This is a genomic window from Nocardioides mangrovicus, from assembly GCF_003674065.1.
Taxonomy (GTDB): Bacteria; Actinomycetota; Actinomycetes; order Propionibacteriales; family Nocardioidaceae; genus Marmoricola; species Marmoricola mangrovicus.
In genome coordinates this window covers 177699-191972 of the sequence record NZ_RDBE01000010.1, presented here as the reverse complement: position 1 = coordinate 191972, position 14274 = coordinate 177699, and the positions used below count along the sequence as shown (strand labels likewise).

The 14274-nt window shown below is 73.8% G+C and carries 11 protein-coding genes; 1 reads left to right on the top strand and 10 read right to left on the bottom strand.

Annotated features, from left to right (window positions below; translation table 11 throughout):
• Positions 1 to 29: 29 nt before the first annotated feature.
• The 10 genes from D9V37_RS15535 to D9V37_RS15490 all read right to left on the bottom strand — a co-directional run bounded on the left by D9V37_RS15535 (position 30) and on the right by D9V37_RS15490 (position 13847).
• Complete coding sequence (locus tag D9V37_RS15535; RefSeq protein WP_158604490.1) at positions 30 to 935, bottom strand: SGNH/GDSL hydrolase family protein; 906 nt, start codon at positions 933 to 935, stop codon at positions 30 to 32.
• Positions 932 to 2083 (bottom strand): alpha/beta fold hydrolase, encoded by a 1152-nt coding sequence (locus D9V37_RS15530; RefSeq protein WP_121807085.1) that lies wholly within the window; start codon positions 2081 to 2083, stop codon positions 932 to 934. The genes D9V37_RS15535 and D9V37_RS15530 overlap by 4 nt, the downstream gene beginning before the upstream one ends.
• Positions 2084 to 2093: 10 nt before the next feature.
• Positions 2094 to 3503, bottom strand: coding sequence for an alpha,alpha-trehalose-phosphate synthase (UDP-forming) (locus D9V37_RS15525; RefSeq protein ID WP_121807084.1), 1410 nt, complete (start codon positions 3501 to 3503; stop codon positions 2094 to 2096).
• Positions 3504 to 3512: 9 nt separating this feature from the next.
• On the bottom strand, positions 3513 to 4208 hold the full coding sequence (locus D9V37_RS15520; protein WP_232524953.1) for a TetR/AcrR family transcriptional regulator: 696 nt from the start codon (positions 4206 to 4208) through the stop codon (positions 3513 to 3515).
• Positions 4205 to 5872, bottom strand: a complete 1668-nt coding sequence (locus tag D9V37_RS15515; RefSeq protein ID WP_121807083.1) for an allophanate hydrolase — start codon at positions 5870 to 5872, stop codon at positions 4205 to 4207. Before D9V37_RS15515 ends, D9V37_RS15520 begins: the two co-directional genes overlap by 4 nt.
• Complete coding sequence (gene uca / locus D9V37_RS15510; protein WP_121807082.1) at positions 5869 to 9516, bottom strand: urea carboxylase; 3648 nt, start codon at positions 9514 to 9516, stop codon at positions 5869 to 5871. Before uca ends, D9V37_RS15515 begins: the two co-directional genes overlap by 4 nt.
• Positions 9509 to 10210 (bottom strand): urea amidolyase associated protein UAAP2, encoded by a 702-nt coding sequence (locus D9V37_RS15505; protein WP_121807846.1) that lies wholly within the window; start codon positions 10208 to 10210, stop codon positions 9509 to 9511. The genes uca and D9V37_RS15505 overlap by 8 nt, the downstream gene beginning before the upstream one ends.
• Positions 10211 to 10218: 8 nt before the next feature.
• Positions 10219 to 11085: an urea amidolyase associated protein UAAP1 gene (locus D9V37_RS15500; protein WP_121807081.1), complete on the bottom strand. Its 867-nt coding sequence runs from the start codon at positions 11083 to 11085 to the stop codon at positions 10219 to 10221.
• Positions 11085 to 12683, bottom strand: coding sequence for an APC family permease (locus D9V37_RS15495; protein WP_121807080.1), 1599 nt, complete (start codon positions 12681 to 12683; stop codon positions 11085 to 11087). The genes D9V37_RS15500 and D9V37_RS15495 overlap by 1 nt, the downstream gene beginning before the upstream one ends.
• Before the next feature lie 144 nt (positions 12684 to 12827).
• Positions 12828 to 13847, bottom strand: coding sequence for a Gfo/Idh/MocA family protein (locus D9V37_RS15490; protein WP_121807079.1), 1020 nt, complete (start codon positions 13845 to 13847; stop codon positions 12828 to 12830).
• Between the two features lie 127 nt (positions 13848 to 13974).
• Here D9V37_RS15490 and D9V37_RS15485 point away from each other — a divergent pair, with 127 nt between their 5' ends.
• Entirely contained in the window at positions 13975 to 14271 is a 297-nt protein-coding gene (locus D9V37_RS15485) for a DUF3263 domain-containing protein (protein ID WP_121807078.1), read from the top strand.
• Positions 14272 to 14274 lie beyond the last annotated feature (3 nt).

Here is a 14274-nt window from a genome sequence, read left to right as displayed (position 1 = left end):
GGGCTGATCGACAACCATCTCGTCTCGGACTACCCCGCCAACGCGGCCGCGACCCGATCGGCCACCGCCCGCTGCTCGGCCAGGAAGGGGTGGAGGGGGGCGGCGCGGTCGGTGTCGGTGTGGATGCCGTTGACCCAGGCCCGTTTGCCCGCGCAGACGTCGTGGCCGGCGGAGGCGGCGTACATGTTCACGAAGCCGGCGCCGGTCTGCCGCGCGGCGGCGGCCATCGCGGTCGAGAGGGCCTTGGTCACGCGGTCGGCGGCGACGGCGTCGGTCTGCGAGATCGGCAGCAGCGAGCGGCACTGCGCGCCGGTCGACGCGATCCGGGGGTAGCCCACCAGCACGACGGTGGCGTTCGGAGCCTTCGCCTGCACGGCTCGCACGACGGACACCAGTCGCTCGCGGATCTTCGGCAGGTCGCCCAGGGCGGCCGCGACGTCCACCCGGCCGCACGCCGTACCCGACTGCAGCCCGAAGCTCTGGCCGTTCGGTCCGGTGATCGGACAGCCGCTCACCAAGGAGGCGAAGAGCCCGAAGTCGTTGCCGCCCAGGCCGATCGTCACCAGGTCGGTGTCGGAGCCGACGGCAGCCAGCTGCGGCGGACGAGTGCCCTGGAAGGTGCGCTGCGAGCCCTCGACGTCGGTGGTGTCGGCCGCGCTGCAGGAGACGTCGGTGAGCCGTGCGCCGAGCCGTTTCGCCAGCAGGGCCGGGTAGTTGTGGTCCGAGCGCAGGCAGCCCTGGGCGACGTCGGTGAGGTAGACGTACGGCGCTGCGGTGTAGGAGTCGCCGAGCGCGACGTAGCGCGCGTGGGCCGGCACCAGCGAGAACGAGCCCGACGCGGTCGGCGATGTGGTGGGCCGCGCAGGCGTCGCCGTCGTCCCACCTCCGCACCCCGCGAGCACGAGCAGCAGAGCGGCCGCCAGCAGCCGCCTCACTTCTTGGCCAGGCCCCGGGTGGCCGAGGAGGAGTACCGCCGCCGCGGGTTGCTGCCGATCGCCTTCGGGTCGGCCCGCTTGGAGGTCTGCGCGGCGGACTTCTCGTCCAGCCACTCGTCCAGCGTCGGCCAGGTGGTGCCGCGAGCGGCGCGCCCGGTGAGCATGCCCAGGTGGCCCCCGGGCACGATCTCGAGACGTACCTCGGCGTTCGGCAGCAGCGGCAGCAGCGCGCGGACGGCGTTGACCGGCGCGATGCCGTCGGTGTTGCCGGCGAACACCAGCACCGGCACGGTGATGGCGTCGAGCCGGATCTCGCGGCCGCCGATCTCCCAGCTGCCGTCGACCAGCTCGTTGCCCTTGATCATCCGGTGGTACAGCTGGCCGAACGTGCGTCCCGGGTACGCCGTCATCGCCGCGGTGAACCGCTCCACCGCCTCGAGTTGGGCGAGGTACTCGGCGTCGTCGAGCGAGACCAGCTTCACGAACGGCTTGGTGAGGTGGTCGGAGATGCTGCTGAGCTGGAAGGCGGTGCGCACCAGGGCCTTCGGGGCCCCGCCGAGCAGTCGGTAGGCGCGGGTGATCAGGCCGGCGTCGAAGTCCAGCAGCGGCCGGATCGGTGCGATCAGCGGCACCTGGGTGACGTCGAACGGCGAGCCCAGCACGGTCAGCGAGGCGATGGGCAAGGACGCCGAGTCGGCGGCGGCGAGCACCGCGAAGATGCCGCCCAGGCTCCAGCCGACGATGTGCACGGGCCGGCCGCCGGCGTGCTCGGCGACCGCACGGACGGCCTCGGGCACGACCTCGTTGATCCAGTGCTCCATGCCCAGGTTGCGGTCGCGGAAGCTGATCTCGCCGTACTCCACGAGGTAGGTCGGGCGCCCTTGCTGCACCAGGTGCTCGATCAGCGAGCAGCCGCGCCGCAGGTCGTAGCACAGCGCCGGGGCGGCCAGCGGGGTCACCAGCAGCACCGGGTCGCCGGTCTCGCGGACGGTGCGCTGGGGGCGGTAGTGGTAGACCTCGCGCAGCGGGCCGTCGTCGATGAGAGTGCGCGGCATCGGGCGCAGGTCGGCCAGGCCGCCGTAGACCAGGGAGTGGGCCAGGTTCGACGCCGCGGAGACGACCTGGTCCGGCTTCGGGATCAGGTCCATGCCGACCAGACTATGTTCCGCGCAAGGCGTCGAGGAACGCCCGGGCCCAGGCGTCGACGTCGTGCTCGTGCACGGTCTTGCGCATCGCCTTCATCCGGCGGGTGCGCTCCTTGGGCTCGGCCCGGGCGGCGGCGAGCATCTGCGCCTTCATCCCGTTGATGTCGTAGGGGTTGACCAGGTACGCCTGGCGCAGCTCGGCGGCCGCGCCGGCGAACTCCGAGAGCACCAGCGCGCCGTCGTCGTCGTAGCGGCAGGCGACGTACTCCTTGGCCACCAGGTTCATCCCGTCGCGCAGCGGCGTGACCACCATGACGTCGGCCGCGCGGTAGAGCGCCGCCATCTCCTCCGGCGGGTAGGAGGAGTGCAGGTAGCTGATGGCGGGACGGCCGATGCTGCCCAGGTCGCCGTTGATGCGCCCGACCAGCCGGTCGATCTCGTCGCGCAGCATGCGGTACTGGTCCACCCGCTCGCGCGAGGGCGTGGCCACCTGGACGAACACGGCGTCGCCGACCTCGAGCTCGCCGTCGACCAGCAGCTCGGCGAAGGCCCGCAGCCGCGCGAAGATGCCCTTGGTGTAGTCGAGCCGGTCGATGCCGAGGAACACCACCCGCGGGTCGCCGAGCACCGTCCGGATCTCCTCCGAGCGCGCCTTGACCGCGTCGGTGCGCGCCATCTCCTCGTAGGACTCGGCGTCGATGGAGATCGGGAACGCCCGCGCCCGGACCTCGCGGCCGTCGGGGAGCAGGATCGTGTCGCGCTGGGTCTTGTGCCCCACCCGGCTGCGCACCAGCCGGATGAAGTTCTGCGCCCCGCCGGGCAGCTGGAAGCCCACCAGGTCGGCACCGAGCAGGCCCTCGAGGATCTGCCGGCGCCAGGGAAGCTGCTGGAACAGCTCCGCCGGCGGGAACGGGATGTGCAGGTAGAAGCCGATGCGCAGGTCGGGCCGCAGCTCGCGCAGCAGCTGCGGCACCAGCTGCAGCTGGTAGTCCTGCACCCACACCACGGCGCCCTCGGCGGCCACCTCGGCCGCGCGGCGGGCGAAGCGCTGGTTGACCTCGACGTAGGCGTCCCACCACTCACGGTGGAACTCCGGCTTGGCCACCAGGTCGTGGTAGAGCGGCCACAGCGTCGCGTTGGAGAAGCCCTCGTAGAACTCCTCGTACTCCCGCGTGCTCATCGTGACCGGCACCAGCTGCAGGCCGTCCTGCTCGAAGGGCTCGATCTCGGCGCCGTCGGTCTCGTCCGTGGTGTCGCCGGGCCAGCCGATCCAGGCGCCATGGTTGGCCCGCATCACCGGCATCAGCGCGGAGACCAGGCCGCCGGGGGAGCGGCGCCACGCGACGCTGCCGTCGTCCTCGACCACTCGGTCGAAGGCCAGCCGGTTGGCCACGACGACCAGCTCGGCACCCGATCCGCTCACCGCCCCACCCTATGCGGGCGGCGTACGGGACCCCTCGCCGGCGAGCTGCTCCACCAGCCGTGCGCCCTCGCGCGCCGCAGCGGCCACCCGTCCGGGCGCCAGCCCGACCACGCGCAGGCAGGCCGTGGCGATCTCCTCGCGCAGCCCGGCGGACTCGGCCGGCGCGGGCTCGCGGTCGCGGCGCAGCCCGATCACCATCTCCACCAGCTGCAGGCAGCAGCTGCCAGCGAACTCCGAGCCGGCCAGCTCCACGTAGGCCGACCGCAGCTCGGCGCGGTGGCGGTGGAAGGGCTCGAACCTCGGCTGCTGCACCTCGTGGGTCAAGTAGAGGGTGCCGATGTTGTGGGGGGTGGCCAGCAGGGTCCCGACGTCGATCACCGCCAGCGCGTGGAGCGCGGCGTAGCGTCGCTCACCCGCGCCCAGCCGCAGCAGGTCGGCCACGAAGTCCAGGCTGGGACGCACGGAGCGCTCGAGCAGCTCCAGCAGCAGGTCGTCCTTGCCCGCCACGTGGTAGTACAGCGAGGCCTGCCGGATCCCGACGCGCTCGGCGATGGCGCGGGTGGAGGTGCCGGCGTAGCCGTGCTCGGCGAACAGGGCGGCCGCCGCGTCGAGGATCTGCTCGCGGGCATCGAGACCGTCGTCGTCGCGCGGGTTCGCGCGGGGCCTCCCCACGCGAGGGGTGACCTTGCCGTCCGGGGCGCTCACCGCATCGATTGTGTCGCGAGGTAGTCGGCCCAGCCGCCGTGGGCCGTGATGTCCTCGGCGCCGGCGAGCGCCACGGGCTCGCAGCCGAAGCCGACGACGGTGCTCCCGTCGGCCAGCTCCACCGGGCCCAGCGTCATCGGCGCGGGGAGCGCGGCCAGCAGCCCGGCCAGTCCCGGCGCGGGCAGTCGCCACACCTCGCCGCGCACGGCCTCGCCCCCGTCGGCCACGCGTCGCAGCCCGGGCTTGGGCGGGGTGGTGGCCAGCCGGTGCAGCCGGTACGCCGGTGCCGTTAGCGCCGGACCCACCAGCGAGCCGCCCGCGGCCACCAGCTGGTGGTTGAGGGGCTGACCGGAGAGGTGGGCGCCGACCACCAGCAGGTCGACGTCGGGCTGCAGCAGGGTGGCGATCTGCTCCAGCAGCGCGTCGTCGTGGGCGGCGCCGGTGAGCATGACGCCGAACGGCAGCCCGTCGACCACTCCGGCCGGCACCGCGAGCGCGGAGAGGTCGAGCAGGTTGGCGAAGTTGGTGAAGCGCCCCATCCGGCTGTTGGCGCCGACCGGGTCGTCGGCCACCTCGGCCAGCGTCGGGTGCCAGGTGGTGGTGGGGGTGAGCAGCGCGGAGCAGTCCGCGAGGAACCTCAGCCCCTGCTGGCCGAGTCGCTCGAGCAGCTCCCGGTCGCGGAAGTAGTCCACGGCGCTCGCCGTGGCACCGGCCGAGACGATGGCCGCGACGGTGGGGTCGAGGTCGGTGCCGACCAGCTCGGGGTGAGCCGCCACGTGGTCGCCCACCGCTGCGGTGCGCTCGGCCACGAACGCGCCGCCGTAGAGCAGGGTGGCCGCCTCGAGCAGCGGCGCGACGTCGACCTCGACCACCTCGACGCCCTGGCTGCGCAGGGTTTCCACCACCGCCTCGAAGGCCGCCGCCCAGCCGGGCGCCAGCTCGCCGAGGTCGTCCGGCACGGCCACCCTGGGCACGGCCGGGAGCGCTCGTCCCGGCTGTGACGCGCGGGCCAGCGGGTCGACGCCGTCGGGGCCGCTCATCAGCATCGCGGCGCGGCGGGCCAGCCGCAGGTCGCGGGCGAGCACGGTGACGCAGTCGAGCGTCCGGCAGGCGGGCACCACGCCCGTGGTGGGGATCAGCCCCCTGGTGGGCTTCACGCCGACGATGCCGTTGAGGGCCGCCGGCACCCGGCCGGAGCCGGCGGTGTCGGTGCCCAGCGCCAGGTCGACGACGCCGAGGGCCACCGCGACGGCCGACCCCGAGCTGGAGCCGCCCGAGATGCGGGCGGGGTCCCAGGCGTTGCGGACGGCGCCGAACGGGCTGCGGGTGCCCACCAGGCCGGTGGCGAACTGGTCGAGGTTGGTCTTGCCCAGCACCACCGCACCGGCCGCGCGCAGCCGGGCCACGCCAGGAGCGTCGGCCGCCGGCTCGTAGGCGTAGGAGGCCGCACCGGCGGTGGTGGCCAGCCCGGCGACGTCGATGTTGTCCTTCACCGCCGCCACGAGACCGGCCAGCGGCAGCTGCTCGCCGGCCGCGACCCGGGCGTCGACGTCGTCGGCCTGCGCCAGCAGCTCCGCGGGCTCGCGCAGGCTGATCCAGACCTCGGGCCGCTCGACCTCGACCAGCCGGGCCAGCGCGGCCTCCACGCGGGTGCGGGCGCTCATCGCGACCGCACCGCGAGCAGCACCTGGCCCGGCGCCACCTGGGCGCCCGGCTCGACGTACACCTCGACGACGTCGGCGTCGGCGGGTGCGCGCAGCGGGGTCTCCATCTTCATCGCCTCCAGCGAGATCAGCGGGTCGCCCTCCGTGACGCTGGTGCCCGGCCGGGCCGAGACCTGCCACACGGTGGCCACGAACGGGGCCCGGACGGCGACGGCGCCCTCGGGCAGGTCGGGCTCCGCGGCGACGGGCGTCGGTGCGGGTTCGGGGCGCACGTCGAACTCACCCGACGCGCGCCAGCGCTGCTTCTCGGCCTCGAAGGCGGCCGCCTGGGTGGCGCGGAAGGCCTCGATCGAGGTGGCGTGCTCGGCCAGGAAGCGCTCGTGATCGGCCAGCGCGAAGCTGCCCTCGACGCTCTCGTAGCGGCCCCGGCCGGCGTCGGTCTCGGCCCGCAGCTCCAGCAGCTCCTCGGCCGAGACCGGGTACCACTCGATGCGGTCGAAGAAGCGCAGCGCCCAGGGCTGCGCGTCGAACAGCCCGCCGCGGCGCCAGCGGTTCCACACCTGCACCGTGCGGCCCACGAACTGGTAGCCGCCGGGGCCCTCCATGCCGTAGACGCACAGGTACGCCCCGCCGATGCCCACGGAGTTCTCCGCGGTCCAGGTGCGGGCGGGGTTGTACTTCGTGGTCACCAGCCGGTGCCGCGGGTCCAGCGGCGTGGCCACCGGGGCGCCCAGGTAGACGTCGCCGAGGCCGAGCACCAGGTAACTGGCGTCGAAGACCACGCGGCGCACGTCGTCGATGCTGTCCAGGCCGTTGATGCGGCGGATGAACTCCAGGTTCGACGGCGTCCAGGGCGCGTCGTCGCGGACGCCCGTCATGTACCGCTCGATGGCCAGCCGGGTGGCCGGGTCGTCCCACGAGAGCGGCAGCCGCACCGTGCGGGAGGGCACGACCAGGTCGCCGGTGGACGGCAGGTCGGCCTCGATCTCGCGCAGCAGTCCGGTGAGCCGGTCGGCGGGCAGCACGTCGGGGTCGGTGTGCACCTGCAGCGAGCGGATGCCCGGCGTCAGGTCCACCACGCCGGCGGGAGCCTGCTCCTCCAGGCGGGTCATCAGCGCGTGGACGCGCATCCGCAGGCCCAGGTCGAGCGTCTGCTCGCCGTACTCGACCAGCACGTTGTCGTCGCCGTCGCGGCGGTAGGTGACGCCCGGGTCGGCGTCGGTGGCCTCGGTGCGACCGAGCACGCCGTCGTCGCCGTCGCCGCCGGGTCGCGGCACGGTGGCCGACGCGCGGGCCTCGTCGAGGCCGGGGGCGTCGGCCGCGCGCACCGGCACGAAGCGCACGGTGTCGCCGGGTCGGAGCTGGCCCAGCTTCCACAGGTCGCCGCTGGCGACGGCGGCCGGGCACACGAAGCCGCCCAGCGAGGGGCCGTCGGGACCCAGGATGATCGGGGTGTCGCCGGTGAAGTCCACGGCTCCCACGGCGTACGGGGTGTCGTGGATGTTGGAGGGGTGCAGCCCGGCCTCGCCGCCGTCGTCGCGGGCCCACCGGGGCCGCGGCCCGATGAGCCGGACGCCGGTGCGCGCGGAGTTGAAGTGCACCTCGTAGTCGGTGGCGTAGAAGGTCTCGAGGTCCTCGCGGGTGAAGAACTCCGGTGCCGCGTGGGGGCCCTCGGTCACGGCCAGCTGCCACTGCGAGGTCAGGTGCGGACGCCGCTCGGGTGGCGTCGGTCCGCCGATGCGGCCCAGCGTGGCGCCCTCGGGCAGGCAGGGGTGCGGCTCGTCGGCGTCCGGCGAGCCCGGCCGCAGCACGTCGCCGGGCTGCAGCGCCCGGCCGGCGTGACCGCCGAAGCCGCCCAGGGTGAAGGTGGAGCAGCTGCCCAGGTAGCGCGGCACCTCCAGGCCGCCGCGCACCGCCACCGCGAGCCGCAGGCCGGGTCCCTCCGCGGTGCCGATGGCCAGCTCCGAGCCCGCCGGCACCTCCACCGGCTGCCACATCGGCACCGCCTCGTCGTCCACGCGGACGTCCGCGGGCGCCCCGGTCACGCACACCACCGACGCCGTCGAGAACCGCAGCCGGGGACCGGTCGCGGTGACCTCGAGCCCCGGAGCCTGCGGCGGGTTGCCCACCGCCAGGTTGGCCTCGCGCAGCGAGACCGGGTCCATCGGCCCCGACGGCGGCACCCCGACCTGCCAGTAGCCGATCCGGCCCGGGAGGTCCTGCACGGTGGTCATCGCGCCGGCCTCCACCACGTCGATGCGCGGCTCGGGGTCGGCGGTGCTGGCCAGCGTCGAGGTGGCATGGCTGGCGCTGCGCAGCCGCAGGTCCTCGGTCAGCCCGCGCAGCAGCCCGAGGTTGGTCACCACCCCGTGCACGCGACTCTCGGTGAGCGCCTCGTGCAGCAGGTCGAGGGCGGCGTCGCGGGTGGGGGCTGCGGCGATCACCTTGGCCAGCAGCGGGTCGTAGTACGGCGAGACCTCCAGCCCGGTCTCGATCCAGCCGTCCACCCGCACGTCGGCCAGTGCGGGCGCGCCCTGGCCGGGGAACACCGCCTCGGTGACCAGCCCGCTCGAGGGACGGCTGTCGTGGTCGGGGTCCTCGGCGTACACGCGGGCCTCCACGGCCCAGCCCGACGGGCTCCAGTCGCGCTCGAGCACCGAGCCGGGCACCTCGCCGTCGCGGGCCAGCTGCAGCATCAGCGCCACCAGGTCGACGTCGTGCACCAGCTCGGTGACCGGGTGCTCGACCTGCAGCCGGGTGTTGACCTCCAAGAAGGAGGCCTCCTCGCGCACCGGGTCGTAGACGAACTCGATCGTGCCGGCGGAGCGGTAGCGCACCGACTCCCCCAGCGACCGCGCGGCCTCGTGCAGCTGCCTGCGCACCGACGCCGGCAGCAGCGGCGCCGGCGCTTCCTCGATCACCTTCTGGTGACGGCGCTGCAGCGAGCAGTCACGGTCGCCGATCACCGCGACCCGCCCGCGTCCGTCGCCGAAGACCTGCACCTCGACGTGACGGGCCGGCTCGACGAGCCGCTCCAGGAACACCCCGGCGGAGGAGAAGCTGGCCTCGGCCTGCCGCACCACCGCGTCGTAGGCCGCGCGGACGTCGTCCACCGTGCGGCAGGCGCGCATGCCGATGCCTCCGCCGCCGCCGGTAGCCTTGAGCATCACCGGCAGACCCACGTCCTCGGCCGCGCACACCGCGTCGTCGGCCGAGCCCAGCAGCCCCGTGCCGGCCAGGAGCGGCACGCCCGCGGCCTCGGCCAGCGCGCGGGCGGTGTGCTTGGTGCCGAAGGACTCGATCTGCTCCGGCGTCGGTCCGGCGAAGGCGATGCCGGCCGCCTCGACGGCCTGGGCGAGATCGGCGCTCTCGGAGAGGAAGCCGTAGCCGGGGTGGAGCACGGTGGCGCCGGTGCGCCGCGCGGCGTCGAGCAGCGCCTCGACGTCGAGGTAGGACTCGCGCGCCGGCCCCGGTCCCAGCCGGACCGCGACGTCGGCCTCGCGCACGTGCGGCGCGGCGCGGTCGGGGTCGGAGTAGACCGCCACGGTGCGCATCCCGAGCGTGCGAGCGGTGCGCAGCACCCGGCGGGCGATCTCGCCGCGGTTGGCGACGAGGACCGTCCCGGCCGGTCCCGGGTCAGGCATCGGCGGCGGGGTCGGTGACCAGCATGCGCAGCGGCGTGGGGTTGAAGTCGTTGCACGGGTTGTTCATCTGCGGGCAGTTGCTCACCACGACCAGCACGTCGGTCTCGGCGCGCACCGCCACCCGCTTGCCCGGCGCGGAGATGCCGTCGACGATGCCCAGCGTGCCGTCGGCCTCCACCGGTACGTTCATGAACCAGTTGAGGTTGGAGACCAGGTCGCGTGCGCCCAGGCCGTGCCGGGCGCCCTCGGCCAGGAAGTTCTCCCGGCAGCCGTGCTGGAAGGTCGTGTGGTGGCCGTAGCGCAGCGAGTTCGACTCCTTGCCGCACGCCCCGCCGATCGTGTCCTGTCGCGCCACCTCGTTGCCCACCACCGTCATCAGCGGCCGGCCCAGGTTGGAGCGCAGCACCGTGCCCTCGCGCACGTAGGCGTTGCCCTGCCAGGTCAGGGTGTCGGGCACGCTGTAGCGCTCGGTGTGGTCCCCGGCGTCGTAGATCAGGCAGTCCGCGGACTGGTTGCCGCCGACGTCGACGATGGTCAGCACGTGCCCGGCCGCCACCACCGCCGACCACGGCGCGTTGGGCGCCACCTGCTCGTCGAGCACGATGCGGCCGGGCACCAGCGGCTCGCTCCACTCCAGCGGCGAGTCCGGGTGGTAGGTCGCGCCGACCGGCACCGCGGTCACAGGGGAGGTCATCGGGGAGGTCACAGGCCCGCCGCCGTCGCGTAGTCCAACGAGTTCAGGTACGCCCGGCGCCGCTCGGGAGAGGCCTCGAAGCGTGCGTCGTCGGGGCCGGTGGGTCGGCTGCGCCAGGCGTGCACGCGCAGCGGGCCCACGACGTAGTCGGGGCGCGGGTCGAGCGGGTGCGGCACGTTGGCCACGAGCACGATCAGCGGCAGCTCGGCCAGCAGGTCCACCGAGGTGCCCGGCCCGGCCGAGCCCAGCCAGTCGAAGGCGCCGTCGGCGGCCACCCGGACGCCCTGGAAGAACGAGACCGACGGCGGCAGGTCGCGCGGGGCGAGGCCGTGCTTGGCCGCGGCCAGGGTCAGCCGCGCGCGTCCCGAGGGAGTCGGGCCCTGCGGCGCGGCGTCGCCGTAGCGCTGCTGGTTCCAGGCGTCGGTGCTGGTGCCGCAGAAGGCGTCGTGGTGGCCCGAGGTGTCGCCGAGCACGGTGGCCAGCACCCGGCCGTCGCCGGAGAGCAGCGGGTGGTCGGTGCCGAGGTAGGCCTGCCAGGGGATCTTCTGGGTGTCGGCGACGTTGAGCCGCTCCCACGGCGCGAGCGCGTTGAGGACGACGACGTGCGCGCAGGCCTCGCCGGTGAGGTCCTCGAACCGGATGCGCGTGCCGCGCGCCACGCGCCGGTGCGTGTAGCCGCCGGGCGCCACCGTCTCGGCCCAGGTGAGCTCGGCCGGGTCGACCCCGGCCGGCGGGTACGGCGAGCTCGACGCGGGCAGGTAGGCCATCCAGTCGGAGACCGACGTGCCCTGTGCCCGGGCGTCGTCGCGGGCCGAGGCCAGGTCGCCGGTCGCGCGGCCGGCCTCGCGGTGGCTGACGCGCTCGTCGGTCGGCATCAGGCGCTCGCCTCCGGCGTGGGCTCCGGCACGGCGATGGCCGGCAGCCGGATCGGGCCCCCGTGCCGTACGCGGGTGCGCCAGTGGATGGCCGCGCCCACCAGCAGCGTCGCGGCGATGAAGAGCAACGCGCTCCACTGCAGCCACCAGGTGTGGCCGGTGAGGTCGTAGATCGCCGCGCGGGGCCAGGCCAGGTTGAGGACCATCACCACCTGGTAGGCGATGGCGGCCACGTTGATCGGCACGCCCCAGCGCCCCAGGCTGAACAGCGGCGCCCCGGTCTCGTCGACGCCGCCCGGCAGACCGCCGCGGAGCCGGCGCACCAGCAGCGGCACGGTGACGCCGAGGTAGGCCAGGTACAGCATCGCGATGCACAGCGAGGCGAGCGCGGTGAACACGGCGCTCTGGTGCCAGTTCACCGCCAGCGCGATCGCCGCGCCCACGCCGACCACCACCGAGGTGGCGATCGGGGTGCCGGTGCGGGGCGAGACCTTCCCGAGCACCGACCAGAACGGCAGCGTCCGCTCCCGCGCCATCGAGAACATCATGCGCGAGCCGGAGGTCTGCACCGCCAGCGTGCAGGCGAACACCGCGATGGCCACGGCCACCAGCAGCACCCGGCCGCCGACGTCGCCGAGCCGCGCGGTGATGACGCCGGCCAGCCCGCCGGTGGCCAGTGAGCCGTCGGTGAGCGAGGGGGCCGCGACGAGGCCGCCCAGGAGGAGCAGCAGTCCACCGGCGCCGGAGACCACCAGGGCGCGGACGATGGTGCGCGGCGTCGTGCGGCGCGGTGCGTGGGTCTCCTCGGAGAGCTCGCCGGCGGAGTCGAACCCGACCATGACGTAGGCGGCCATCAGCGAGGAGGCGAACCAGGCCGGCAGGTACGCCCCCGGTGCCGCGCCCTGGGTGGTGGTGACCACCGAGACCGACCGCTCGGCGTGGCCGAAGAGCGCGATCACCAGCGCGACCACCCCGAGCAGCTCGATGACGACGGCCGCGGCCGTGATCATCGCCATCAGCCGCACACCGATGACGTTGATGATCGTGGTGGCGACCAGCACGATGATGCCGAGCACCACGGCGTTCTGCGCGCCGGTGGCGCTGGTGGGGGCGGCGTCCGCCGAGGAGCCGCCCACCAGCTGGAAGCCGCTCCAGATCGAGGGCAGCACCGCCTGCATCGCGATGGCGGCGGTGGCCACGGTGAGGATCTGGCCCACCACCATCACCCACCCGGTGAACCAGCCCAGGTCGGTGCCCGAGAGCCGGCTGGCCCACTGGAAGATCGCGCCCGAGATCGGGTATCGGGCGGCCAGCTCGGCGAAGCACAGGGCCACCAGCAGCTGCCCGACGAACACGGCCGGCCAGGTCCAGAAGAACGCGGCGCCGCCGAAGCTGAAGCCCAGCCCGAACAGCTGGAAGACGGTGGTGAGGATCGAGACGAAGGAGAACCCCGCGGCGAACGAGGCGAAGTAGCCCACACCGCGGTGCAGCTCCTGGTCGTACCCGAGGCTGGAGAGGTCGTGGTGCTCGGTGCCGGTGGCGTGCGTGCCGGAGTAGGTGCCGTCGCCGGTGCGGCTGGAGGGAGCGGGATCGGTCATGGCCGGGCCTTCGGGTCGAGTACCTGTCGGGCGACAGGTATGTCTCGACGAGTGTTCGCAGGGCGTGTTTCGACGCCGTTGCGCAGCCGTGAAGACTCGGTGTACCGGCGGGCCGCCTGGCCCGGCGGGTAGCGGGCCGGCCCGCTACTCGCCGGGGTAGACGATGCCCAGCTGACCGCGCAGCTCGTCCAGCTGCCGCATCACGGCCAGCGTCTGGGCGTGCGGCACCATCGGCGACTCCAGCTCGCCGGCCCGCAGGCAGCGCACCACCTCGCGAGCCTCGTTGCCGTAGCCCGCGCCGACCACCGGCTGCGGCGGGTCGATCTTGACCGGCTGCTGCGGGCGACCGCCCTCGTAGGACGTCCAGATCACCTGCGAGGGGTGGTGGAAGGGGCCCGGGAACTCCAGCAGCCCGAGGTCGGTGGCGATGGTGGCGGTGCGGGGGGAGTGGCCGGTCATCGTCGTGGTCAGCGCCGCGACGGCGCCGCCCGGGTAGCGCCCGACGATGGCGGTGTTGAGGTCGATGCCGTGCTCGTCGAGCACCGCCGTGGCCCCCAGCTGCTCGGGCTCGCCGAGGAACAGCTGGGCGAAGGTGAGCACGTAGACGCCCATGTCGAGCAGCGCGCCGCCACCGAGCTCCGGGGCGAACATCCGGTCGGTGGGCGGCAGGTCGACCAGCCAGCCGAGGTCGGCCACCAGCTGGGTGGGGGTGCCGAAGTCGCCGGCGAGCACCCGCTCGCGCACGTGGCGGACCAGCGGGTGGCAGGCCATCCACATGGCCTCCATGAAGAACAGCCCGCGCTCGCGCGCCAGGTCGATCAGCTCCTCGGCCTGGGCGGCGTTGAGGGTGACCGGCTTCTCGCACAGCACCGGCTTGCCCGCCTCGAGCAGCATGCGGACGTGCTCGAGGTGCAGCGCGTGGGGGCTGGCGACGTAGACCACGTCGACGTCAGGGTCGGCGGCCAGCTCGGCGTAGGAGCCGTAGGCGAGCGGGGTGTGGTCCTCGGTGGCGTGCTCGAGAGCGAACCGCTGGGCCGACTCCAGGCTGCGCGAGGCCACGGCGGCGAGCCGGGAGCCCTGCACCAGGCGCAGGTCGGTGGCGAAGGTGTGCGCTATCTTGCCGGTGGCCAGGACACCCCACCGGACGACGTCGTCTGCTTGCATCGGGCGCCAGGCTAGTGGGGAAACGGGTCGGGCGACTCGCCGCGTGCCGAATGACACCGTTGTGCTTCCAACACCTAGGATGGGATGCGTTGTCACCTCAACAGCCCCGTTCTAGGAGTCGCCGCAGATGGCTGCCGAGCACGCCTCCTCCCACGTGACCTCGACCGACACCGCCGAGCTGTCCGACCGCGACGCCTCGATCCTGGACTTCGAGCGGCAGTGGTGGAAGTACGCCGGCGCCAAGGAGCAGGCGATCCGCGAGCAGTTCGACATGTCGTCGGCGCGCTACTACCAGGTGCTCAACACCTTGATCGACCGGCCGGAGGCGCTGGCCACCGACCCGCTGCTGGTGCGCCGGCTGCGGCGGCTGCGCGCCTCCCGGCAACGACAACGCCAGGCACGCCGCCTGGGATTCGACGTCTGAGGC